The organism is Methanoculleus marisnigri JR1, assembly GCF_000015825.1.
Classification (GTDB): domain Archaea; phylum Halobacteriota; class Methanomicrobia; order Methanomicrobiales; family Methanoculleaceae; genus Methanoculleus; species Methanoculleus marisnigri.
This window is the reverse complement of record NC_009051.1, coordinates 2,134,777-2,156,325: the sequence shown is the minus strand read 5'-3', so window position 1 is coordinate 2,156,325 and position 21,549 is coordinate 2,134,777. Positions and strand designations below refer to the sequence as shown.

The following is a 21,549-nucleotide window of genomic DNA, read 5'->3' as shown; positions in this document are numbered from 1 at the left end:
GGATGCGCCTGTGCGGTGCACCATGAGGGGGGCCTGATCCCCGGCCCCGCATCCCCCACGAACCCCCACGGTTTATCACCCGCCGCTGCCATACCTACAGGAGAGGCTACATCATGGAGATCGCGTTCACCAAACTGCAGGGAAACGGCAACGACTTCGTCCTGATCGACGAGCACGACGGCGAGGTCATCCCGGAGGATATGAAGGGGGCGTTTGCGGCGCTATTCTGCGACCGCAGGTTCGGCATCGGCGCCGACGGCGTCCTCTTCCTCCAGGCGTCCGATAAGGCCGACGTCCGGATGCGGCTTTTGCAGCCCGACGAGAGCGAGGCCGCGATGTGCGGGAACGGTATCCGCTGCCTCGCGAAGTACGCGTATGACGCCGGCTACGTGAAAGAGTCCTGCTCGGTCGAGACCGGGGCGGGGATCGTCCAGGTCTCGGCAGGCTACGCGGACGACGAGTTCACCGCGACGATCACGATGCCGGCGCCCGCGTTCGAGCGGAGCGCCATCCCGGCCGCCGGGAACGGCGAATACAAGGAGGAGATCCGCAACTTCACCGTGTATGCCGCGAACACCGGCGTTCCCCACGCGGTTGTTTTCGTCAAAGAAATAGGCGCAGTCGATATCGCCGCCGTCGGCCCGGCCATCAGGAACCACCCCTCCTTCGTAGAGGGCGCGAACGTCAACTTCGTCGAAGAGGCCGGCAACGACACGATCCGGATCCGGACGTTCGAGCGCGGCGTCGAGGGCGAGACCGAGAGCTGCGGCACCGGCGCGACGGCGTCCGCCGCGGTCGCCCATCACCTCGGCAAAGTCGGGGATACGGTAAGGGTAGAGACAAAAGGCGGCCCGCTCGTGATCCGGTTCGGCGAGACCGTCACGATGGAAGGTCCCGCCGAGACGGTCTTTTCCGGCGTTATACCGTTCTGATCCCGTCTTCGGTGATCGTGAAGTCGAACGAGAGCCCTTCCGGCCGGGACCGGTGCTTCCGGAGCATCGCCCGCCGGGCACTATCCTTCTTTTCAAGCCGTATGATGGCCTTCGAGAGATGCTCGAGCGCCGTCCCCCCGAGCCCCGCCACCCGGTCCCGCTCCACATCCATATAGATCTGGTTCGTGATCAGGACGGGGATGTCGTATTTCTTTGCGAGCCCGAGGAGTTTGATCATGTGGTGCGAGAGTTTCCGTATCGCCTCCCGCCCGAGATCGAGTTCCGTCCGGTAGAGGGCGGTGGCCGAGTCCATCACCAGCAGCCCCACGGGGGCGTGGCCGTTCTTGAGCAGCCCTTCCGCATCGGCGATCATCGTCCCCTGCTGGGCGAAGTCGAGCGGTTCGAAGAGGTAGAGCCGGTCGGCGAGTGTCCCGGCGTTCTCCCCGGCGATCTGCGTAAAGCGCTCCACCGAGAACCCTTCGGTGTCGATGTAGACCACCGAGTTCCCGGCCCGGAGGGTGGCCACCGCCGCCATCAGGCAGAGGGTGCTCTTGCCGCTCGCGGGCTCGCCGTAGATCTGGGTGATCGCCCGGCGTTCGAGCCCGCCGCCGAGCAGGTCGTCGAACGCCGTGCTTCCCGTACTGACCCGGTCGGTCTTCATGGTTCGAGCACACCCCGCTCGACGAAGATCCGGCGTGCTGCCGCCTCGACCGTCCCGGCGACCTCGCGGAACGGGAGTCCGGTCTCCCGTGCGCACGCCGCCGCCTGTTCGTACTCGGCCTTGAACGAGACGATCTTCCCGCCCGACCAGCCGCACTTCACGTCTATCGTCGTCTCCTTCCCCCGCACGGTCACCGTGACCGGTTCGATGGTCCGTTCCGCGACGGCCCGGTGCACCATCGGGATGCACCGTATCCCGAGCGTCCCGAGTTCCCGCGCCATCACTCCCGTGAGGCGGTCGGTCGCGTCAGGGCGGCAGATCACCCGGACGAGGTGACCGCTCCGCCCCTTCTTCATCACGACGGGAGTAACGCTCGCGTCCCGTGCCCCTTCTTCCATCAGGCAGCCGATCGCGTAGGCGAGGGCTTCGCCGGTGACGTCGTCGACGTTCGTCTCGAGGATGTCCACCCGGTCGCCTCCCGGGGCATCTTTTGTAGAGAGGAGCATCGACCGGAGGACGTTCGGCCTTCCCGGTGGGTTCCTGCTCCCCGCCCCGTAGCCGACCGCCCTGATCTCCGTCGGGCCGAGGTCTTCGGGCCGGACGGTCGAGAACTCGGCGAGGAGCGCGGCTCCCGTCGGGGTGCAGAGTTCCCGCTCCTCGTCTCCGGAGACTGTCGTGAGATCCGATTCCGCGAGGATTGCCACGGTCGCCGGTGCAGGGACGGGGAAGGTGCCGTGGGCGCCGACTGCAAACCCCCGGCCGAGGGCGAGCGGGTGGACGGCGACCCCGTCGGGGGCGAGGGAGTGAAGGGCGGTGCAGGCCCCCACCACGTCGGCGATCGCATCGTCCGCACCCACCTCGTGGAAGTGCGCCCCCTCTCCGTGGATACTCTCCTCGGCCCGGTGTATCCGGAGAAAGACCCGCCGCGCCATCTCTTGAGCCGGGGCGGGAGCGTCGCTCTCGGCCACCCGGTCGAGCACCTCGTCGAGGCTACGGTGGTGCACCGGGGCATGCGCTCTCACCTGGACGGCCCGGATCCCGGAGCGGTCTACCCGTTCGATTGTCGGTTCCCCGACGACGGAACGCATGGCTGCCCTGACAAGCCCCTCATCGGCTCCCAGATCGAGAAGGGTTCCGATGATCATGTCGCCTGCGGCTCCGTTGAACGGATCGAAGAGAAGTATAATCATGCGTCTCCAGTACTTATAAATCCCCGAAATATAAGAACTAGAGGTAATGCCCGAGATATACTTGAAGGTAGATAGCGCTTATCCGGAGGATCAGGGGGCAGGCAAGGCACGGCTTGACCCTGATACCATGTTGCAGCTCAGGCTCAACCCGGGAGACCTCGTCGCTATCGAAGGAAAGCGTCGCACCGTAGCCAAGGTCTGGCGCGCCATGGTGAACGACTGGCACCAGAGCAAGGTCCGGATCGATAATTTTACCCGGCTCAATACCGGTGCGAGCATAGGCGACAGGGTCAAGATACGAACGCTCGATGAGGAGGCCGAGGCGAAACTGGTCGTGCTCGCGCCGCCCGAAGACCTCCCCAAACAGCTCCCCATCAACTACGGCAGCGTCGTCAACAAACTGATCGACTTTCCTGTCGTGAAGAATGACTCCGTTCCCATTCAGGCCGGGCTCCCGTTCATGCAGCCCCAGCTCGTCGCGTTCAAGGCGGTGGTGGTCGAGCCGGAGAACGCCGTGATCATCACCAAGAACACGAAGATCGAGTTCTCCGAGAAGCCTGCGGCCGGATTCGAGGGCGTCAAAAGGATCAGCTACGAGGATATCGGCGGTCTCAAGGGCGAGCTGCAGCGTGTCCGCGAGACGATCGAACTCCCCATGCGGCACCCGGAGATCTTTAGAAAGCTCGGGATCGAGCCGCCGAAGGGCGTCCTCCTCTACGGCCCGCCGGGCACGGGTAAGACCCTCATCGCAAAGGCCGTCGCGAGCGAGAGCGGCGCTCACTTCATCTCGATCGCGGGGCCTGAGGTCATCTCGAAGTACTACGGCGAGAGCGAGCAGCGGCTCCGTGAGGTCTTTGAGGATGCACGGCAGCACGCTCCCGCGATCATCTTCATCGACGAGCTCGACTCGATCGCTCCCCGGCGGGAAGAGGTGACCGGGGAGGTCGAGCGGCGCGTGGTCGCCCAGCTCCTCACGATGATGGACGGGCTCGAGGAACGGGGGCAGGTCGTGGTGATCGGGGCCACGAACCGGCTCGACGCCATCGACCCTGCGCTGCGCCGTCCCGGCCGGTTCGACCGGGAGATTGAGATCGGCGTTCCGGCGGAGGACGACCGGACCCAGGTGCTCCACATCCACACCCGTGGCATGCCGCTTGCCGACGACGTGGCGATTGCCGACGTCGCCCAGCAGACCCATGGGTTCGTCGGGGCGGATCTCGCCGCCCTGGCCCGTGAGGCGGCGATCAAGGCGTTGCGGCGCTACCTGCCCGAGATCGACCTCGAAGCTGAGGAGATCCCTCCCGAGATCCTCGAGAGGATGGAGGTGCAGGCCAGGGACTTCCGCGACGCCCTCCGCGACGTGGGCCCGAGCGCCATGCGGGAGGTTCTCCTCGAGGTGCCCCACACCACCTGGGGAGACGTGGGAGGACTCGAAGAGGCGAAACAGGATATCCGCGAGGCGGTGGAATATCCGCTCACCGAGCGCGAGCGGTTCGAGAACCTCGGTATCGAGCCGCCGAAGGGTGTCCTCCTCTACGGCCCGCCGGGCACGGGTAAGACCCTCATCGCAAAGGCGGTCGCGAGCGAGAGCGGGGCGAACTTCGTGCCGGTCAAGGGTCCCCAGCTCCTCTCGAAGTGGGTCGGCGAGAGCGAGCGGGCGGTCCGCGAGATCTTCAAGAAGGCCCGGCAGGTGGCGCCGTCCATCATCTTCTTCGACGAGCTGGACGCCCTCGCCCCCGCCCGGGGCGGCGGCACCGAGTCGCACGTGGTCGAGAGCGTGCTAAACCAGATCCTCACCGAGATCGACGGCCTCGAGGAACTCCGGGGCGTGGTGGTGATGGGCGCGACCAACCGGCCGGACATGGTCGACCCGGCGCTGCTCCGGCCCGGACGGTTCGACCGGCTCGTCTACATCGGCGAGCCCGGGCGGGACGACCGGGAGAAGATCCTTTCCATCCACACCCGCTACATGCCGCTCGAGGGCTCGACGATGGAAGACCTCGTGGCGATGACGGAAGGGCTCTCGGAGAACGGTCTCGAGGACCTGGTTCTCGCCGTGGGAGCCAACCACCACGTGACCGTCGAAGAAGTGAGGGAGCACCGCGCTGCGATTGAGGCGAGCGACGACGAAGGGCTCGCAGGCCACGTCCGGCGGAAGAAACTCGTCGACCTCCTCGCACAGCAGAAGGTGACCGTCGACGACCCGGCGAGGGATCAACTCGTCAAGAAGGTGGCGACCGGCGCCGACGGGTTCGTCGGCTCGGACCTCGAGGCGCTCGCCCGGGAGGCGGCCATGCTCGCCATGCGGGAGGGTGCCGCCGTCGTGAAGCCGTCGCACTTCGAGCAGGCACGGGAGAAGGTGCACGCGACGATGAACGAGCGGCTGCGGCAGTACTACGGGAAGGTGCAGCAGCACTTCAAGGGCGGGCTGCCGAAGGATATCCAGCCGCCGGAATACCAGTGAGCGGCTCTCGGGGGGTTATCCCCCGGAGAACTCTTTTTTATATGGAGTATTGTGAACGGAGGGCCTTTCCTCCCCCGCCCTCACCGCCGGCCACCGTCCGGCTCAAAGATTCGGGAAAATGATATTTCTCAGTAATACACGCTCTCCGGCGGAATTTGACCATTGCGTTTCTTTCCGGCGTCTCCCCCGTCATGACTGCAACGGTTCCCCGCCGGGCGTGGAGGGCGATCCCGGCCTCTCCAACTCGACAGTTCCCCGGAAGTGCCAGCAGACCAGAGCAAGGAGGATGTAGACCGCCGCGGCCGCCCACCCGAACTCTCCGGTGATCATCACCGATTCCGGGGTCTCCATCGTGAGGAGCGGGTAGAACTGCTGAATGAAGTAGTTCCAGAACCCGTGGAAGAGAACGGCCGCAACGACGCTCCCCGACCGGAGACGGAGCCAGGCAAGGATGAACCCCGCGCCCATGACCGACGGGACGAAGACCGCGAGCGAGTACCAGAGCGGGCCCGCCCCGTGGTAGTCGGAGAAGATGATCAGGGGGAAGTGCCACACGGCCCAGATGGCGCTGGAGAGGAGAGCGAGCTTCGTAAACCCCATGAACTTCGCCATCTCCGGGACGAGGAGGCCGCGCCACCCGATCTCCTCTCCCGCGGCGGCAAAGAGGCTGAAGATGATCGAGACGAGAAAGACCGGGATGAATCCGATGCTGAAGACCGTTGCAGCACTCTCAGGGTTAAACGGCCCGATCCCGGTCGCCCAGACCGGCCCGAATATCAGGAGGCCGACGAGGATAGGGAGGAAGATCGCGACCATCTGCCACCGGGTCTTTCCCACCCGGAACCCGAATCCCCCCAGGTTCCGCTGGTAGTAGAGCCGCGTTACGACGGCGGCGATACCCGGGCACCACATCGTGAAGACGGTGGAGAGGAGGAGCGCCTCCGCCGCAGTGCTCCGGGTCGTAAAGAACCAGCCGATACTGCTCAGGGCAAACGCAAGCACCAGAAAGACGGTCACTTCCCGCCGTGCCGTCGACGGAGAGCGGGGGTCGTAAGGATGTTCTGCAGGAGAGGATCCCATATGTTATTCTCACACATCGCACGTAATACGCCTGTCGAACCGTATCCGGCAATCATCTCTATGGTAACCGGAAACGACGAAATACTCCGGACGATACCGGCGTTCCCGGCTATAGCCCGGGGTCATTGCGGCGGATACGCGATGAGCCCTTCCTTGGCGCCCCGGACGAACCCCGCCTTCTCGTAGAGCCGGAAGACGTTTTGTTCGCTCCTGCCGGTCAGGAGCATCACCTTGTAGCAGTTCTGCCGCCAGGCATGACCCAGCGCATGGTCAAGGAGGGCCGTGCCGAACCCCCGGTTCCTGAACTCCCGCCGGGTTACGACGTTCTCGATGAGCCCGTAGGGCCGTGCGCCCCGGGTGAGGTTTTGGAGGATGTGCAGGACGCAAGACGAGACCGGCACGCCTTCGTATTCGAGGAGGAAGAGACGGGTCCGGGGGTCGGCGAGGATCTCCCGCCAGGCTCGCTCCAGCGCACGGCCGTCGGCCTTCTCATCGGCGTCGTGCAGGTGCGTATAGAGGGAGAGGACGGCGGCGAGGTCGTTTTCGGCGGCTTCCCGGACGAGCAGCGTGTCGCTCTGCATATATCTCGATCTGCCTCTTTGGTAATTTGCTTTTGTTTTTGTCCGGGCTTTGTTGTGACCCTCTCCAGAGAAGTCTCGATTGTGTCCCGGACACGGATTCCGGGGTGGTATCGCCATGAGGATATTTTCCCGTTTTGATTACTCTGTTTGCCACATTTCGCATCTGCGGGCTCAAACTCCTGCCCTTGGGCCGGTCGCACCTTGCATCTGCGGGCGGTGTATCTCTATCCGCCGTCACCCCTGAGAATCGGCGCATCACATCCCCGGGGGCAACCTATTTACCGCCCCATGAACAAGCATATACATCAAAGCGCATACCTGCCGCCCGGAGCCTGCCCATGCCGAACTGCACCACGTTTCTCGACGCCAACGCCTGTAACCCCGAAAAGACCGCTCTCATCGTCCCCTCGACCGGGGAGTCCTACACTCGCGCCGACCTCCTCGACCGGGTCTGCCGGGTCGGGCGCGGCCTCCTCGACCTCGGGGTCGGGCGCGGGGACCGCGTCTGCATCTACCTCGACAGTTCGACGGAATACCTCGTCAGTTACTTCGCCCTCTGGCGCATCGGCGCCGTCGCCGTTCCGACGAACCGGGTCTACCGCGAGAGCGAGGTTCTCTACGCGGTCCGCGATGCGGGGGCCGTCGCCGTCATCACCGACGCGGAGGGTGCGACGCTTGTCGACCGCATCCGCGATCAGGCGCCGTCGCTCCGGCACGTCGTCGCCGTCGGCGGGGAGGCCGCGGGCGCAACGCCGTGGGCGGACCTCCTCCGGGCCCCGGCGGACTGCCGTGCCGTCCACTGCCGGTTTGACGATCTCTGCCAGATCCAGTATACCTCCGGCACCACGGGAAAACCGAAGGGCGCCATGCTCACGCACGGGAACTGGATCGCCGCGATGGACGCCGAGCGGGACGTTCTCCGGATCACCGATACGGACGTCTACCTCGGGATCTACCCCATGGGGCACGTCGGCCTCAGCTGGGGGATCGCGGCGCTCCGGGCCGGCGGAACCTACGTCGTCATGGAGCGGTTCGAGCTCGACCGCTACCTCGACCTCGCCCGCGAGTACCGGGCCACGATCGTCGCCGGGATGCCGCCGGTGATCCACTCCCTCATCCAGACCCCGCCGGGGACCGAGACGGCGCTCGCCACCGCCCGGGCGATGATCAGCGGCGGCGGCCCCCTGACGCCCGGCGTCTGGAAACCCTTCCACGAGCGGTTCGGTATTCCTGTCGTCAATGCCTACGGCCTCTCCGAGACGGTCGTCGTCGGAACCGGGACCGCCATCCGCCCCGAGCACTACGCGACCGCCGACGAGTTCCGGAGCGTCGGCACCCCGGTCGGGTTCTCGGAGGTGAAGATCGTCGATGCCGGCGACCCCGCGCAGGAACTCGGCCCCGGTGAGGACGGCGAGATCGCCCTCCGCGGGCCGGGGGTGGCGCTCGGCTACTGGCAGATGCCCGAAGAGACCGCCGCCGTCTTCCTCCCCGACGGCTGGTTCCTGACCGGCGACGTCGGCCACCTGGACGCGGACGGGATGCTCTACATCACCGACCGCAAAAAGGACATGATCGTGATGTCGGGCTGGAAGGTCTACCCGACCGAGGTCGAGGACGTCCTCGTCCAGCACCCGGGCGTCCGCGACGCGGCGGTCTTCGGGTGCACCGACGAGCACCGGGGCGAGGTTCCGGTGGCCGTGGTGGTTCCCGCCGGCGACAGCATCTCGCCCGACGAGATCGTCGCCTTCGCCCGCGAACGTCTCGCGGGCTACAAGGTTCCCCGCCGGATCATTATCGCCGGCGAGATACCCCGGGTGAACGGGTGGAAACTTCTGCGCAAGCGGCTCCGGGAGGAGTACTGCGGTGCCGGCGGCGCGTGACGAAGCGCATACGACAGAGCAGTTATTAGGATAGAGCAGCAAAGATCCTGCTTGAGGACAAATATCCGAGGTACAGACGTGGCAGACACCAACAAACGTTCGACAGGAATCGCGGGTCTGGACCTTGCGCTTGACGGAGGATTCTCTCCGGGCACCCGTATCGTCATCTCCGGATCTCCGCTGAGCGGCCTTGAACTCCTGGCACAGCAATTCTGGAAGGAAGGAGAGGGGGCGGGATCTTATCTGATGCTCGATACCGCGCCGGGAGAGAATATGATCGACGCACGAGGCATGGATCCCGCGGCGATGGCGGCGGCGATGGAGGGCAAGAAGATCATCGTGGACTCTCTCTCCACGCTGATCGCCGCCTGGGGGATCGACAGGGCCGCAAAGTTCGTCCTCGAAGACACCCGCCCGATCATCGAGGGGGAAGCAAACATCGTCTACCTCCTCTACACGGGAGCCCACAGCCCCTCCGAAGAGGCGCGGATCATGCGGGCAGCCGATATCTTCCTCTCTCTCAGGCAGGAGGTCAACGGCAACGAGTTCGAGCGGGTGCTGGCCATCGAGAAAGTCAAAGATGCCGATGTGCCGCAGCGCGTCATCCCCTACAACATCATGGCGGTGGGGCTCGAGCTCTCGACGACGAGCAGGGTGGTCTAGGCCGGACCCCTTCGTATTTTTTACGTGAAACTGTAACGGTCTAGCCGGTATACTCGGCCCTGACCTCGCCCGCCGCGGCAACCATATTCTTCAGTTTTTCGAGCGCCGCGTCGTGCGACTGCATCCGAAGACCGCAGTCGGGGTCGACGAGCATCGTCTCGGGGGAGAAGACGTCGATGCCGGCCTCGATCCGTTTTTTGATCGTCTCGATGCTCTCGATACCGGGATCGGCCGAGTCCACGCAGCCGTAACCGATCATTCGGCCGCGCAGGTCTTTTTCCGAGAGCACTTCGAGGTTTTGGGGGTTGTTCGCGAACTCAAAATCGAATACTGCGACGTTTATCTTGAGGACGTCGTCGATGACGTCCCCGAGGTTTCCGCAGACGTGGAGGCAGACGGGCGTGCGGAGCACGCCGGCGATTGCGTTCACCGCCTCGCGGCCGACGGCGAGGTTTGCCGCCCCCGTCGAGAAGATGGGCTCGTCTACCTGGATGAGCGCAACACCGGCGTCCTGGAGGTAGTTCGCCTCGACCGCGAGCGCCTGCGCGATATCGAGAACCAGTTCGTCTTTGTTCCGGTAGAACGGCGTCTCGATCGAGAGACCGTGCGCGAGCGTGCTCGGGCCGGTGAGGATACCTTTCACCTTCGGGTGCCGGGAGAGGGCGTATTTCGTGTCCGCGAGGGTGATGGGCCGGGCGGCCGGCTGAACCTTCCCGACGACCGAAGACCCCCGGATCCCGGGGAGGTGGGAGGTGAAGGCCCGGATCATGTCGCCCCGGACCTGGCCGGCGGAGATGATGTCGATCCCGGCGCCGATCTGGTCGGCGACCGCTACCTCCACCGCATGTTTCAGCGGGTCCATGCGGGCGAAAAGCCCCGATCCTTTCACCACCGGGTAGCTCCCGACCACGGTGGTCGGGAGGAGCACGCTTGTCAGGGTCATGGGAACAACATCGATCCGTGGGTCGCCGGTGCAATTAATGTTATGGCATCAGTCTGTGCCGGTCGCGCGGGAAGAGCACCGCCTCGCGGATGTTTGGCAGGTCGAGCATCGTCATCACCAGCCGCTCGATGCCGAGCCCCCATCCGGCATGCGGGGGCATGCCGTAGCGGAACGGTTTCAGGTAGAACTCGAAACTCTCGGGAGAGAGGCCCTTTGCGCTGATCCGCTCCACGAGGAGGTCGTGGTCGTGGATACGCTGGGCGCCGGAGGAGAGTTCCATCCGGGGATGCATCAGGTCGAACGCTTTGCAGAACTCGGGCCGGTCGGGATACGGCATCGCGTAGTAGGGCCTGATGTCGGTCGGCCAGTCGACGATGAAGTAGTGCTGCCCGACGGTATCCCCGATCGCGCGCTCGGCCGCCGGAGAGAGGTCGTCGCCGAAGGCGAGTTTCTCTTCGATGGTCTTGTTCGCGATCTCGATCGCCTCTGCATAAGGTATCCGCGGGAACGGCTTTGACGGAACCTTGAGGTCGATCTCGAGTTCCGCGAGGTGTTCGCTGCAGTCCTTCGCGACATGGTCGTAAACGTGGACGATCAGGTCTTCGAGGAGTTCCATGACGTCGTTATGGTCCGCAAACGAGACCTCGACGTCGAGGCTCGTCGCCTCGTTGAGGTGCCGGACGGTGTTGTGCTCCTCGGCGCGGAAGATGGGGCCGATCTCGAAGACCGCCTCGAACCCGGCAGCCATCATCATCTGTTTATAGAGCTGCGGGCTCTGGTTCATGAACGCCTCTTTCTCGAAGTAGGCGATCGGGAAGAGTTCGGTGCCGCCCTCGGTCGCCGCCGCGACGATCTTGGGGGTGGCGATGTTGATGCAGCCCCGGGAGGCGAGGAACGCGGTCGCGGCGCAGGTCACCGCCGAGCGGATGAAGAAGATGGCGCGGACACGCGGTTTTCTCGCGTCCAGGAACCGGGAGTCGAGCCGGGTGTCCATCTCGGCGGAAACCTTCTCGGCGACGTCGAGCGGGAGCGGGCTCTCTGCGGTGCTGATGATCTCGAGTTCTTCGGGGACGATCTCGCGCCCGCCGGGCGCTTTCTCGATTGCTTTGACTGTGCCCCGGACCCTGACCACGGATTCCCTCGAGACGCTCCGGGCGGTATCAAGGATCTCTGCCGGGACTTTCTTCTTCGGGATGGTCACCTGGATGATGCCGGTCCGGTCGCGGATCAGGAAGAACGAGAGTCCTCCGAGATCGCGAACCTCGTGCACCCAGCCGACGATCTCGGCAGATTCCGTTTCCGGGGTTACGGCTCGTATTGGTAGACGCATGTGAAAAACCTGGATACAGTGTGGGCCCCGGGAGGTATTTTGTTTTGCGCTCCAGTCCCGGAGAAAATTTCGTCGGGGCAGCCGCAGGAAAAAGGGAACGGCTGTCCTGAAAAATGCGGGTCTTAGAGGAAGACCGCTGCGGCAATGACCGTCGTCCAGCGGCCGTCCATGACCCCTTCGGCCGCCTGGCAGGTGTGGGTCGTGTTTATGATCCGGCCGCTCGCCTTGTAGATCTGTTCCCGCTCCTGCCATGCTTTGTCGGGGTCGAACTCGATCCCGAGCGTTGTCGCGAGCATGGTTGCCGCAAGGTCTTCTGCGTATTCGCCCGAGATCTCCTCCGTCTCCCCGAAGGCGTGGTGCTCGGAGAGGTAGCCGTAGGCGTTGCTCTCCTTGGGCATCGCGTGCCCGATGGCGGCGGATGCGAGCCTGCTCGGTTCGTTGGTCTCGTTCCGGGCCATGACAACGTAGACGATGCTGCCCGGGGAGAGTTCCTTCAGGCCGTCCTCCCTCGAGACCAGCTGGCAGTTCGGGGGGAAGATACTCGAGACGTAGACCAGATTGTACTTCTCGATGCCCGCCTGCCTGAGAGCCAGTTCAAACGATGCCAGTTTGTCTTTGTGGATGCCTACACCTTTCGTAAAGAAACACTTGGTCGGAACGAACATTAGAGATCTTCTTATCGCTTGAATTTTTTAATATTTTCGGTTATAACAGTCACAAATCAAAAAAGGGGGGAAATTTCCCCTCATTTTGACATTAGGTGGGTGAAATGCCGGAAAACCGGAAATTACCCGGAAAAACGCGGGTGGTTCGTATGCCCCTGAATGACTGCGGCTACGCCGGTTCAGTCCTTAAGACCGACCCGAACCGGGGTTGCCGTCACCTTCGCCGGCACCCCGGAAAAACCCCCGCGGATCCGCCGTGGGCAGTGGGGAGCGCATCCGTCAGGCGAGTTCTCCCCGCGCCTTGATCGCCTCCAGCGCCTCGAACGCCTCCCGCCGGACGTCCCTGTCGGAGTCCTGGAGAAGGGGCTGCAGCGCTTCGGACGCGCCGGGAGCAGCGATCTCGCCGAGAACGATGGCGGACCTGCGCCGTGTTTCGGCATCGCCGGCACCGGTGAGTTCGATCAGGGCCGGTGCCGCCGCCTCTCCTACCCGCCAGAGCGCCTCCATTGCCCGGTGCCGTGCGGCGTCGTCGCCGTTCCCGAGAGCCTCGACGAGCGGGCCGACGGCCGGCGTACCGATACCCGCGAGCGCACCGCAGACATGCCACCTCGCCTCACGGTCGGGGTCGGCAAGCGCTCCGATGAGCGACGCAACCGCCTCGCCGGATCGGATCTCACCGAGCACCCGGGCGGCCCACCGGCGGACGGGCGGCCGTTCGTCCCCGAGAGCCGCTGAGAGGGAGCTGGCCGCGGGAACGCCGATACGGGCGAGAACCGCTGCATTCCGCCGCCGGAAGTCCTCGTCCTCGTCGCCGAGCGCTTCGATGCAGGACGAGACCGCAGTCTCGCCGAAGTCGGCGAGCGCGTCGGCGGCGAGCGCCCGAACCTGCTCGTCCGGGTCGCGGAGGAGGGCGACAAGTCCCTCGATGCCGCGCTCGTCACGGGATCGTTGCACCCCGGCGATCGCGCACCGCCGTACCCCGGGGTCGTCGTCGGCGAGCGCCTCCAGGAAGGCGTCCCCTGCCCGGAAGCCCTCGAGCGCATTCAGCGCCCCGAGGCGGACTGCCGCGTCCCCGTAGTGCACCGCCTCTTTCAGGGCATCCGCCGCCGGGCTCCCGAGCGACCGGAGCGCCCGGACGGCGTCCTGCCGCATGGCGTCGTCCGCGTGCTCGAACGTTCCGATGAGGTGCGGGATCGCCGCCGGCCCTACCCGGCCGAGGGCGGCCGCCGCTTCCCGCCGGACACACCAGTCCTCATCGCCGAGCCCTTTTATCAGCGGGAGCATCGCTGCTTCGCCGATCTCGCCGAGCGCCCGAACCGCCTTCCACCTGATCACGATATCTTCGCTCTCAAGCGATTCGGCGAGTCCCGCTACCCGGGCATCCTCCTCCGCATCGACCGATGCGTCCGTTTCCTCCCCCTTCTTGCGTCCGAGCCGATTCCATAGTCCCATTGGTATCCTCCGGATGATCAATCTTCTCCGATGATGGTAGGTGGCAGGAGATGGTGTATAATCTTTCTGATCTTCTCCCGGAGGCACAGGAACCACCCGTTGCCGTTCTCTACCGCCGACACCCTCGAAGGAACGCTTATATGGGATGGGACAGCATCGGGTGCTCCCGGGGAGTGTGCCGCGGACGGGTCACGGACCCGGGTTCCCATGCGCGCCCCGCAACGGACGGTACGGCGGTGGAACCGGAGAGAGAACCTGCAGCGGTCGCGGACTGCATCGGGCTCTACTGCCCCGTGCCGATCGCGATGACGAAAGAGGCGCTCCCGGCCGACCCTGCCGCGGAGGAGGATATCCGGCTCCGGGCGAACCGGGCGGGGCACGAGGGTGACGGGGCCATGCGGTTCTCCGTCCGGAAGATGAAGTGAGGTGAGATGGATGTACGCGGATAAGACGGTAAATTGTGTCGGCAGCTGCCAGTCGCCGATGCTTCTGATCCAGGGGGAGATGGCGGTGCTCGAGAGGGGACAGGTCATGCAGGTGACGGCCGACAGGCACGATCTTGTCGAGGCGGTCAGGTCCTGGGCCGATGAGAACGGGCATACGATCGAGGAAGAGCACGTCGCGAGCGGCGTGACGACCCTCATCGTTCGCAAGGGAGCGGCACCGGCAGCAAAAGCGACGTGACCGGCCGGCCGTGCTGGTTTCTCTCCCGGATCGACGGCCCCGCCGCCCGGGCGCCCCGGAGGGGTCGAAGAAACAGTTAAACGCCTGCGGGCTATTACACCGCTGTAGGTGAAGGATTTGGCAGACCAGATCGGATACAGCCAGAAGGTGATGGAGCACTTCATGAACCCGCACAACGTCGGGGTGATCGAGAACCCGGACGGCTACGGCAAGGTCGGTAACCCCGTCTGCGGCGACATCATGGAGATCTTCATCCGGGTCAAAGACAACGTCATCGAGGATATCAGGTTCCGGACGTTCGGGTGCGGGTCGGCGATCGCGACGAGCAGCATGGTGACCGATCTCGCCAAGGGGAAGACGCTCGACGAGGCGATGAGGCTCACCCGTGACGACGTCGCGACCGAACTCGACGGGCTGCCGCCCAAAAAGATGCACTGCTCGAACCTCGCGGCGGACGCGCTCCACGCGGCGATAGAGGATTACCGGGAGAAGCAGAAGAAAGAGTGAGGGGGTGTCTCAGCACCCGTAGACCAGGGTCAGGATGCTCTTTGCGAGGTCGAGGCTCTTGCCCCGGTTGACCATGAGGGTGTCCTGGCGCAGCGCCCCTTCGAGTTCGACCGGGTCGCGGGTGTCCTGGATGAAGACGTCCACGAAGTCCTCGTAGAGACCGTAGGTTCCGGCGGACGAGGGCTCTTTTCCGAACGCCCGCATCAGGGCAGCCGCCGGGCCGCTGACCGGCGTATCGCCGATGAACGGGCTGACCGCGATGACGTGCTGCCGGCGGAGCGCCTCCCGCACCCCGGCGCATTCGAGGATCGGGGATACGCTCGTGACCGGGTTGCTCGGCCCGATCACGACGGCGTCGCTTTCCTCGATCGCCTCGATGACCTCGCGGGTCGCGACCGGCGGCGCATCGAACTTCCGGACGACGCCGTCGATCGCGACGTCGCCCCGGTGCTTCACCCAGTACTCCTGGAAGTGTATCTCGCCCCGGAGCGTCCGGACGTAGGTCGTCACGACGGAGTCGGTCATCGGCAGAATGGTCGCCCGGACATCCAGCATGCGGCAGAGTGTGCGGGTTATCTCCGTCAGCCCCATGCCGTTCCTGAGCATCTCTCCCCGTGCTGCATGGATAGCCCGGTCCTGGTCGCCGACGGCGATGTACTCTTCGATGCCGAGCCGTGCGAGGAGGTCGTGGGTGATGTAGGAGTCGTTGCGGATTCCCCACCACCGGTTGGTGTCGAGGATGCCCGCAAAGAGGTACATGACCGTGTCGATGTCGGGCGAGAGGTGGTTGCCGGAGAGCCAGGTATCCTCGGCCGTGTTGACGATGACCGCGATGTCCCGCTCATCCAGCAGTTCCCGCACCCCGCGGAGGAGTTTCGGGGTCCCGGTCCCGCCCGAGAGGAAGGTTATCATAGGATAATTAGCGTATCAAATGCATCCGTATATGAATTTTCCCAAACTTTGCCCGGGGGTCAACGCTCTATTTTCACGAAACGGCGTGGCGTATGACCGCCGTGATGTCCCAGGCGAGCGATTCGGCCTGCCGTTCGTGCAAAAGGCGGGTCTCGAGGCGGAGCGATCCGGGGACGTCGTCGGGGTCGTGGATGTCCTGGACGAAGACGTCGACGATCTCCCCATACAGCCGGGAGACCGCGGCAGCGGTGGGTGGTTCTCCGACGGCGTACATGAGGGCGGCGTCCTTTGGGTCCGGCGCGACGCCGCCCGAGAACGGCGAGACCGCGACGACGAACTTCTCAAGGAGGAGGTCCCGCATCCCGGCGCAGCCGAGGATGGGGAGGATGCTCGCCGCCGGGTTCGCGGGGCCGATCACCACGGCGTCGCTTGCTTCGATCGCCGCCCGCACCCCGTCGGTGACCGCCGGGGGTTTTTGCCCGACGAGTTCCCGGACCTCCGTCCCGGGATCGGCGGCCATCCGGTACTCGAGGAGCGGGAGGCATCCGGTGCCGGTATCGACGAAGAGGGCGGCGTCGCCGTCGGTCATCGGGAGGACGGTCGCCCCGATGTTGAGCGAGCGGCACTGCGCCCGGACGGCGTCTGTCAGGGTCAGGCCCTCATCAAGGAGCGCCGCCCGGGCGATCTGGACCGCCCGGGCACGGTCCCCGACCGGGAAGGGTTCGCCGCCCGCCACCTTCGGGAGGTAGTTGTGGGTGGTGTAGGTGTCGCCCTTGATCCCCCACCACCGGTTGGTATCGAGGATGCCGGCAAAGAGGAAGACGGCGGTGTCGATGTCGGGCGCACAGTGGCCGCCCGATACCCGGAGGTCCTCGGCGGTGTTCGCGACCACGGCGATCTCGCTGTCGTAGAGGATCTGGCGGACGCCCCGGATGAGCGCAGGCGTCCCGGCTCCGCCGGAGAGGAAGGTGATCATGGCTGAATGTCATGTATGTGGGGTGTCCGGGGGGTTAACGGTTTCATTCCGTCGCGGCGAGGGCGTATATGCGACCATGTCGGAGGGTGATTGTTGAATGCTCTCACTCTCCGACTTCCTGACTCTCTACGAAAATTGGACTATCTCCCCTAGTTCCAACAATCAGCCTCCCGGTGATCGCAATAGCCATCGGGCTATACTGCCTCCCGACCCGCCACGATTCCCGGCCATCTGCGTTGTGGTACTGGTCGGGGGCGTTCGTCTATGGGATTCGAGTGAAGTGGGAACTTGGGAAACCGCGTGCTTAAGGTGATTACTATGTTGACGGAACGGCTACTTCCTCCAACAGTGCCTTTTGGGAAGGGGTCGTTTCCTCAATATTTTCCTTTTTATCCGTTGTTTCATTAAGTATTCATCGCCTTTTCCTTTCCTGATGCTAACAACAAAATTGTAAAAGTGAGGTGTAAGCCCAGCACGTGAGTGTTTTATATATCTCGTAGAGTAAATTGAATAGTATTCTTTCAATCCGGTGGTTATTTTCTCTGTAACCTCTGGATCATCGATATTACAACCTATTGAAAGTTCAAGCCATTTTATCAGAAAAGCATTGATTCTATAATATTCCTTTAGAAATTCACTAATTGAGCATTCTTCTCCAGACAAAGTTACAATGGCCCTTTTTTGCGAATCGAAAAATAGGTTTGAATGCGACACCTTATTTCTAAAGCCCTTCGTTTTACTCGAATGACTTAAAATGGAGTCAAATTTGTTTGGATCGGCACCCATTAAATTGCAAAGAGTATGGTGTATTCTCTCCGCGGATGCGTGACTCAAGGAAGATTTCCGTTCAACGTTATAGAACGGTTTTATATTCCTGTTAAGCGGAATTTTTTTATCTTCGATGTGATTGATTAGTTTTCTATCGATAAAATGGAGTGTTAGTTCAAAAGAATTCACATAAACCCACAGTATGCTACTGATCAGTATAATCTCAGAGATGTTCTCTGTATTTTTCTCTAATTCACTAGCGATCTCGGATAAATAATACAATGGGCCGGATACCTCCAGAAAATCCCCCATTGGATTACTTGATAGTCCTACGATGAACTGTAGCGCGGAAAGGTCGTCCGATGTTAAAAAACATCCGTGAAGTTTCTCCAGATCTTTTTTCTGAGCACTTATTCTTTTGACCAGTGAACGGATGCCTGCTTCGTTACATATCTCTTCGAAATCATCCGCCGTTTTTCTTAGAAATTTGGCCAGAATTGCAAAATTTCCTACTGAAATGGCCTTTTCTAGCCCGATTAGAAACTCTTGTTTGAAAATAGGTTTAGGTATTGTAAATCCTTCATTCCTAAGGAAATAATTGATCATTGGAAGATTTTCCTCATGCATCAGGTTCACTCCATAAGTTATCTACTGCTCTGACCTTCTGTGGGTAAGTTTTCAATCAGTTCTCTCGTAATTTTCTTCGGGAAATTATTGGCAGTTCTTACATATTCTCGTCTTTCGCAGCAACCCCGATGTCGTGATACAACTCGGACAGACGGCCGCCCCGCACTTATCGCAGATCAGGGTATGGTTCGCTCCGTATGGCTCGTGACAGATCGGACATTCGACCTCGCAATCGGAGCAGAGCGGCTGGTGACACTCCCGACAGATCTTACTCGCGTGCTCTTTGCAGAACGTCTTGCCACATGAACTGCAGACCGAAGCGTGATCACTGCAGACCCATCTTCCGCAGACAGGACATTGAGAGATGTGTTCACTGCAATAGGCCTTGCCACAGACCTCGCAAACGGCAGTGGTCTCTTTCTTGACGTTGATGGCACCGAGTTTGAAGTGCTGCGGGCAGTACTGGATGGTGTTCTCAAGGACAGTCCCGGAGTGAGCGAAGACTTCTTTCGTGTAAATTGTGCCGAACGCGTTGAAATAAATCGTCCATTTGGGGACCTGAACCATTTCACTCTTGAAGAGTTTTATGTCGCCCCTTCGCGGCACGAACTTTCGGTGCCTCGTGTCCAGAATGACATCCCCTTTTGCAGGGGTATACGCCATGTCCTGAGTATTCCTTGCTGTGATGTATTCGATTGCTGCTCTCTCTACCGTACGCTTGGTAACTTCGGGTTTCAGTTCGGTGATCTGATAGTCTGAACCGATCGTTATGGAGTATTCGGGGGAGGGCGAGAAGTCCATCACTTCCTTGAAGGTCTTGAGCGCTTGAACATTGTCGGTGCTCTGCTTCGAGGAACTCAGGGAGTTTAAAATGGAACCCCCTTTCCGCGCCTGCTTGTTGAGCACCTTGCCGTCGAGCAGATCAATGATGATCGTCCCGTCGTCGGAAAATCTATGAAGTTTCTTGGTCGGATCGTAGACCCGAGCTTTGAAGGCATACGGGACTTTGACGTAGGGATGGAAAGTAAGCCGGGCGCTGCTCACCTCGACCAGGTGTTTGTTTTGCAGCGGCAATGTCGTTACCATGAGATAATCGGACTTGATGGACAGGGCGGACCTTAACGTCAACCGCTCTCCCTGCCGGCTGACCCTCCCGGCAGAGACGGCGAACCACTTTTCCATGATGTCTTTGTGACCGAGGGTCTCGATATTCCTGCTCTCTGCGAAGTTCTGGGCCTCGAGCGTGAAGTCGTTGAAAGCGGCGAAGACACCACGCCAGCCCTGACCGAGGTCATCAAGTTTCTTGGAGAAGTCCCGGATCTCTTTGATGCCGACTGCAGATGCGAAATTCTTGCACTCGATGGCTACCTGCTCATTCTTTCTTCTGGCGATGACATCGATCTCGTTAGTGTAACCGCCCTGTCCGGGCATTTTGACCCGTCGCTCTGTCTTATAGCCCTCCGCACGGTAAATCGAATCAAGAATCTCTTCCAGTTTCGTGCCGAGTTCGTAGGCATTCACAGATGGCTGGGCAACTTCTTCCGGGTATTCCTCTTCCGACCAGTCGATAGGCTTTGACCAGTCATCGTCTGTAGAAGGTTGGGTCTGGGTTCCGGTGGTGGCAATGGGCGTCGGCGTTCCCTGGATCAGTCCGGTGCCGCACTCAGGGCAAAACTTTGCATTGATGTTTTGTAACGGCGTCCCGCACTCGGGACAGAACTTTGGCATGGTTATTCACATGAACTGACTCCTTGTACACCTGCTTTAAGGTAACGAAATGAACTTATGGTCATTAATCTCGAAAAAAAGCAAATCAATCCTGTTCTGAGAGCAACTCTTCACCAATTATCCATATAACTCATATTTGATATACTCGGCCTTTCCCTGCCGGAACGTCCCTCCCCACCGCCTGAGCGCTCAACCCCCACACCCACACTCCGCTCCCCCCAAAAGAAAACCGCCCCGCACGCCGCGCGCCTTCAAATACCTTTATCTTCCATCTCCCAAGAATCTTAACAGAACCGATGAAGATCATCAAAGATCCGGTGCACGGCTACGTCGAGGCGGATGCGCTCGCGCTCCGGCTGCTCGACTCGGGGGTCGTCCAGCGGCTCCGCCACGTCACCCAGCTCGGGTTTGCAAACCTCGTCTACCCCGGGGCAAACCACACCCGGTTCGAGCACTCGCTCGGGACGATGCACCTCGCGGGCCTGATGTCGGGCCAGCTCGGGCTTGATAGGGATGAGACGAAACTCGTCACCACGGCCGCCCTCCTCCACGACATCGGCCACGGCCCCTTCTCCCACGTCACCGAGCCGGTGATGGAGGAGTTCACGGGAAGGAGCCACCACCAGATCGACCGCCTCGTCCGCGAGGGAGCGACCGCGGGTATCCTCGAAGGCGACGGGCTCGACCCCGCCGAGGTCTGCGCCGTCGTCGCGGGAAAGCACCGCCTCGCGAGCATCATCCACGGGAGCCTGGACGTCGACCGGATGGACTACCTGATGCGGGACGCCCACTACACCGGCGTCCCCTACGGGACGGTCGACGCACACCGGCTTATCCGGAGCACCATCTTCACCGAATCGGGCATCGCTCTGCACGAAGGCGGGATCAACGCCGCCGAGTCGCTCCTCATCGCCCGGACCCTGATGCGCCCGGCGGTCTACTTCCACCACGTGAGCCGGATCGCGACGAGCATGTTCGTCCACGCCCTCCGCGAGGAGGTGCAGAACACCCCGGGCACGGACGCACACGAACTGATGCGGATGGACGACGCCGCCTGCATGGAGCGGCTGAAGCACTCTTCCTGCGAAATTACCCGCGACCTCGCCCGCCGGGTCTACGCCCGGGACCTCTACAAGCGGGCGCTGTATATCGGCGAAGACCGGGTGAACGCCGCAGCCTTCCGCCAGGAACTCGGCCCCGCCCGGGAGCGGGAGATCGCCCGCGAGATCGCCGAGACCGCCGGGGTCACGGAGGACGAGGTTCTCGTCGATATCCCCCGGCTCCCCCGGGCGCTCTCGATGGAGGTCCGGGTCAGGAACAGCCACGCGATGGTGGAGATCGAGGAGGTCTCCCCCCTCATCAACACCTTAAACGACACCCGGCGACAGCAGTGGCGTCTCGGCGTCTACACCATACAGGAGCACCGGGACACCGTGGAGCAGGCGGCGACGGAGGTGCTCCGGGTGAAGCGGGCAACAAAACAGGATAAACTCGTAGTGACATAGT

The 21,549-nt window shown here is 62.3% G+C and carries 20 protein-coding genes; 8 read left to right on the top strand and 12 right to left on the bottom strand.

The window, feature by feature from the left end; genetic code table 11:
- Window positions 1-113 precede the first annotated feature (113 nt).
- Window positions 114-932, top strand: a complete 819-nt coding sequence (gene dapF, locus MEMAR_RS10665) for a diaminopimelate epimerase (RefSeq protein ID WP_011844992.1) — start codon at window positions 114-116, stop codon at window positions 930-932.
- Here the strand turns inward: dapF and radB are convergent.
- Window positions 919-1,593 carry a DNA repair and recombination protein RadB gene (radB, locus tag MEMAR_RS10660; protein WP_011844991.1) on the bottom strand — a complete coding sequence of 225 codons (675 nt, stop codon included), beginning with the start codon at window positions 1,591-1,593 and terminating at the stop codon, window positions 919-921. The two genes, dapF and radB, sit on opposite strands and share 14 nt — an antisense overlap.
- Entirely contained in the window at window positions 1,590-2,783 is a 1,194-nt protein-coding gene (gene larC / locus MEMAR_RS10655) for a nickel pincer cofactor biosynthesis protein LarC (protein WP_011844990.1), read from the bottom strand. The genes radB and larC overlap by 4 nt, the downstream gene beginning before the upstream one ends.
- A 46-nt stretch (window positions 2,784-2,829) precedes the next feature.
- Between larC and MEMAR_RS10650 the strand changes: the two genes are divergently transcribed.
- Window positions 2,830-5,247, top strand: a complete 2,418-nt coding sequence (locus MEMAR_RS10650) for a CDC48 family AAA ATPase (protein ID WP_011844989.1) — start codon at window positions 2,830-2,832, stop codon at window positions 5,245-5,247.
- Window positions 5,248-5,436: 189 nt separating this feature from the next.
- On the opposite strand, the gene MEMAR_RS10645 is transcribed toward MEMAR_RS10650, so the two are convergent.
- Window positions 5,437-6,327: a CPBP family intramembrane glutamic endopeptidase gene (locus tag MEMAR_RS10645; protein ID WP_011844988.1), complete on the bottom strand. Its 891-nt coding sequence runs from the start codon at window positions 6,325-6,327 to the stop codon at window positions 5,437-5,439.
- Window positions 6,328-6,449: 122 nt separating this feature from the next.
- Window positions 6,450-6,908 carry a GNAT family N-acetyltransferase gene (locus MEMAR_RS10640; protein ID WP_011844987.1) on the bottom strand — a complete coding sequence of 153 codons (459 nt, stop codon included), beginning with the start codon at window positions 6,906-6,908 and terminating at the stop codon, window positions 6,450-6,452.
- Between the two features lie 338 nt (window positions 6,909-7,246).
- Between MEMAR_RS10640 and MEMAR_RS10635 the strand changes: the two genes are divergently transcribed.
- Window positions 7,247-8,788 (top strand): class I adenylate-forming enzyme family protein, encoded by a 1,542-nt coding sequence (locus MEMAR_RS10635; RefSeq protein WP_011844986.1) that lies wholly within the window; start codon window positions 7,247-7,249, stop codon window positions 8,786-8,788.
- Between the two features lie 78 nt (window positions 8,789-8,866).
- Complete coding sequence (locus MEMAR_RS10630; RefSeq protein WP_011844985.1) at window positions 8,867-9,451, top strand: RAD55 family ATPase; 585 nt, start codon at window positions 8,867-8,869, stop codon at window positions 9,449-9,451.
- A gap of 40 nt (window positions 9,452-9,491) precedes the next feature.
- On the opposite strand, the gene MEMAR_RS10625 is transcribed toward MEMAR_RS10630, so the two are convergent.
- The 4 genes from MEMAR_RS10625 to MEMAR_RS12540 form a co-directional block, all read right to left on the bottom strand.
- A complete protein-coding gene (locus MEMAR_RS10625) occupies window positions 9,492-10,394 on the bottom strand; it encodes a methionine synthase (protein WP_011844984.1) in 903 nt (300 codons plus the stop codon).
- 40 nt (window positions 10,395-10,434) lie between these two features.
- Window positions 10,435-11,724: an aspartate--tRNA(Asn) ligase gene (gene aspS, locus MEMAR_RS10620; protein ID WP_011844983.1), complete on the bottom strand. Its 1,290-nt coding sequence runs from the start codon at window positions 11,722-11,724 to the stop codon at window positions 10,435-10,437.
- A 122-nt stretch (window positions 11,725-11,846) separates the two neighbouring features.
- Entirely contained in the window at window positions 11,847-12,389 is a 543-nt protein-coding gene (locus tag MEMAR_RS10615) for a pyruvoyl-dependent arginine decarboxylase (protein WP_011844982.1), read from the bottom strand.
- Window positions 12,390-12,668: 279 nt separating this feature from the next.
- The gene (locus MEMAR_RS12540) at window positions 12,669-13,841 is read right to left on the bottom strand and encodes a HEAT repeat domain-containing protein (protein ID WP_011844981.1); all 1,173 of its coding nucleotides are present in this window, start codon (window positions 13,839-13,841) and stop codon (window positions 12,669-12,671) included.
- A 236-nt stretch (window positions 13,842-14,077) separates the two neighbouring features.
- On the opposite strand from MEMAR_RS12540, the gene MEMAR_RS10605 reads away from it, so the two are divergent.
- From MEMAR_RS10605 to nifU, 3 genes are all read left to right on the top strand, one after another.
- The gene (locus MEMAR_RS10605) at window positions 14,078-14,266 is read left to right on the top strand and encodes a sulfurtransferase TusA family protein (RefSeq protein WP_048064009.1); all 189 of its coding nucleotides are present in this window, start codon (window positions 14,078-14,080) and stop codon (window positions 14,264-14,266) included.
- 10 nt (window positions 14,267-14,276) lie between these two features.
- Window positions 14,277-14,525 carry a sulfurtransferase TusA family protein gene (locus MEMAR_RS10600; protein ID WP_011844979.1) on the top strand — a complete coding sequence of 83 codons (249 nt, stop codon included), beginning with the start codon at window positions 14,277-14,279 and terminating at the stop codon, window positions 14,523-14,525.
- Window positions 14,526-14,642: 117 nt separating this feature from the next.
- Entirely contained in the window at window positions 14,643-15,032 is a 390-nt protein-coding gene (gene nifU / locus MEMAR_RS10595) for a Fe-S cluster assembly scaffold protein NifU (RefSeq protein WP_011844978.1), read from the top strand.
- A 9-nt stretch (window positions 15,033-15,041) separates the two neighbouring features.
- On the opposite strand, the gene cofD is transcribed toward nifU, so the two are convergent.
- The 4 genes from cofD to MEMAR_RS12535 form a co-directional block, all read right to left on the bottom strand.
- A complete protein-coding gene (gene cofD / locus MEMAR_RS10590) occupies window positions 15,042-15,944 on the bottom strand; it encodes a 2-phospho-L-lactate transferase (RefSeq protein WP_011844977.1) in 903 nt (300 codons plus the stop codon).
- A gap of 73 nt (window positions 15,945-16,017) precedes the next feature.
- Window positions 16,018-16,920: a 2-phospho-L-lactate transferase CofD family protein gene (locus tag MEMAR_RS10585; protein WP_011844976.1), complete on the bottom strand. Its 903-nt coding sequence runs from the start codon at window positions 16,918-16,920 to the stop codon at window positions 16,018-16,020.
- 333 nt (window positions 16,921-17,253) lie between these two features.
- Window positions 17,254-18,315, bottom strand: coding sequence for a hypothetical protein (locus tag MEMAR_RS13030; RefSeq protein ID WP_143706392.1), 1,062 nt, complete (start codon window positions 18,313-18,315; stop codon window positions 17,254-17,256).
- 84 nt (window positions 18,316-18,399) lie between these two features.
- Window positions 18,400-20,043 (bottom strand): restriction endonuclease, encoded by a 1,644-nt coding sequence (locus tag MEMAR_RS12535; protein WP_011844974.1) that lies wholly within the window; start codon window positions 20,041-20,043, stop codon window positions 18,400-18,402.
- A 296-nt stretch (window positions 20,044-20,339) separates the two neighbouring features.
- Here MEMAR_RS12535 and MEMAR_RS10575 point away from each other — a divergent pair, with 296 nt between their 5' ends.
- The gene (locus tag MEMAR_RS10575; protein ID WP_011844973.1) at window positions 20,340-21,548 is read left to right on the top strand and encodes an HD domain-containing protein; all 1,209 of its coding nucleotides are present in this window, start codon (window positions 20,340-20,342) and stop codon (window positions 21,546-21,548) included.
- Window position 21,549: the final 1 nt, after the last annotated feature.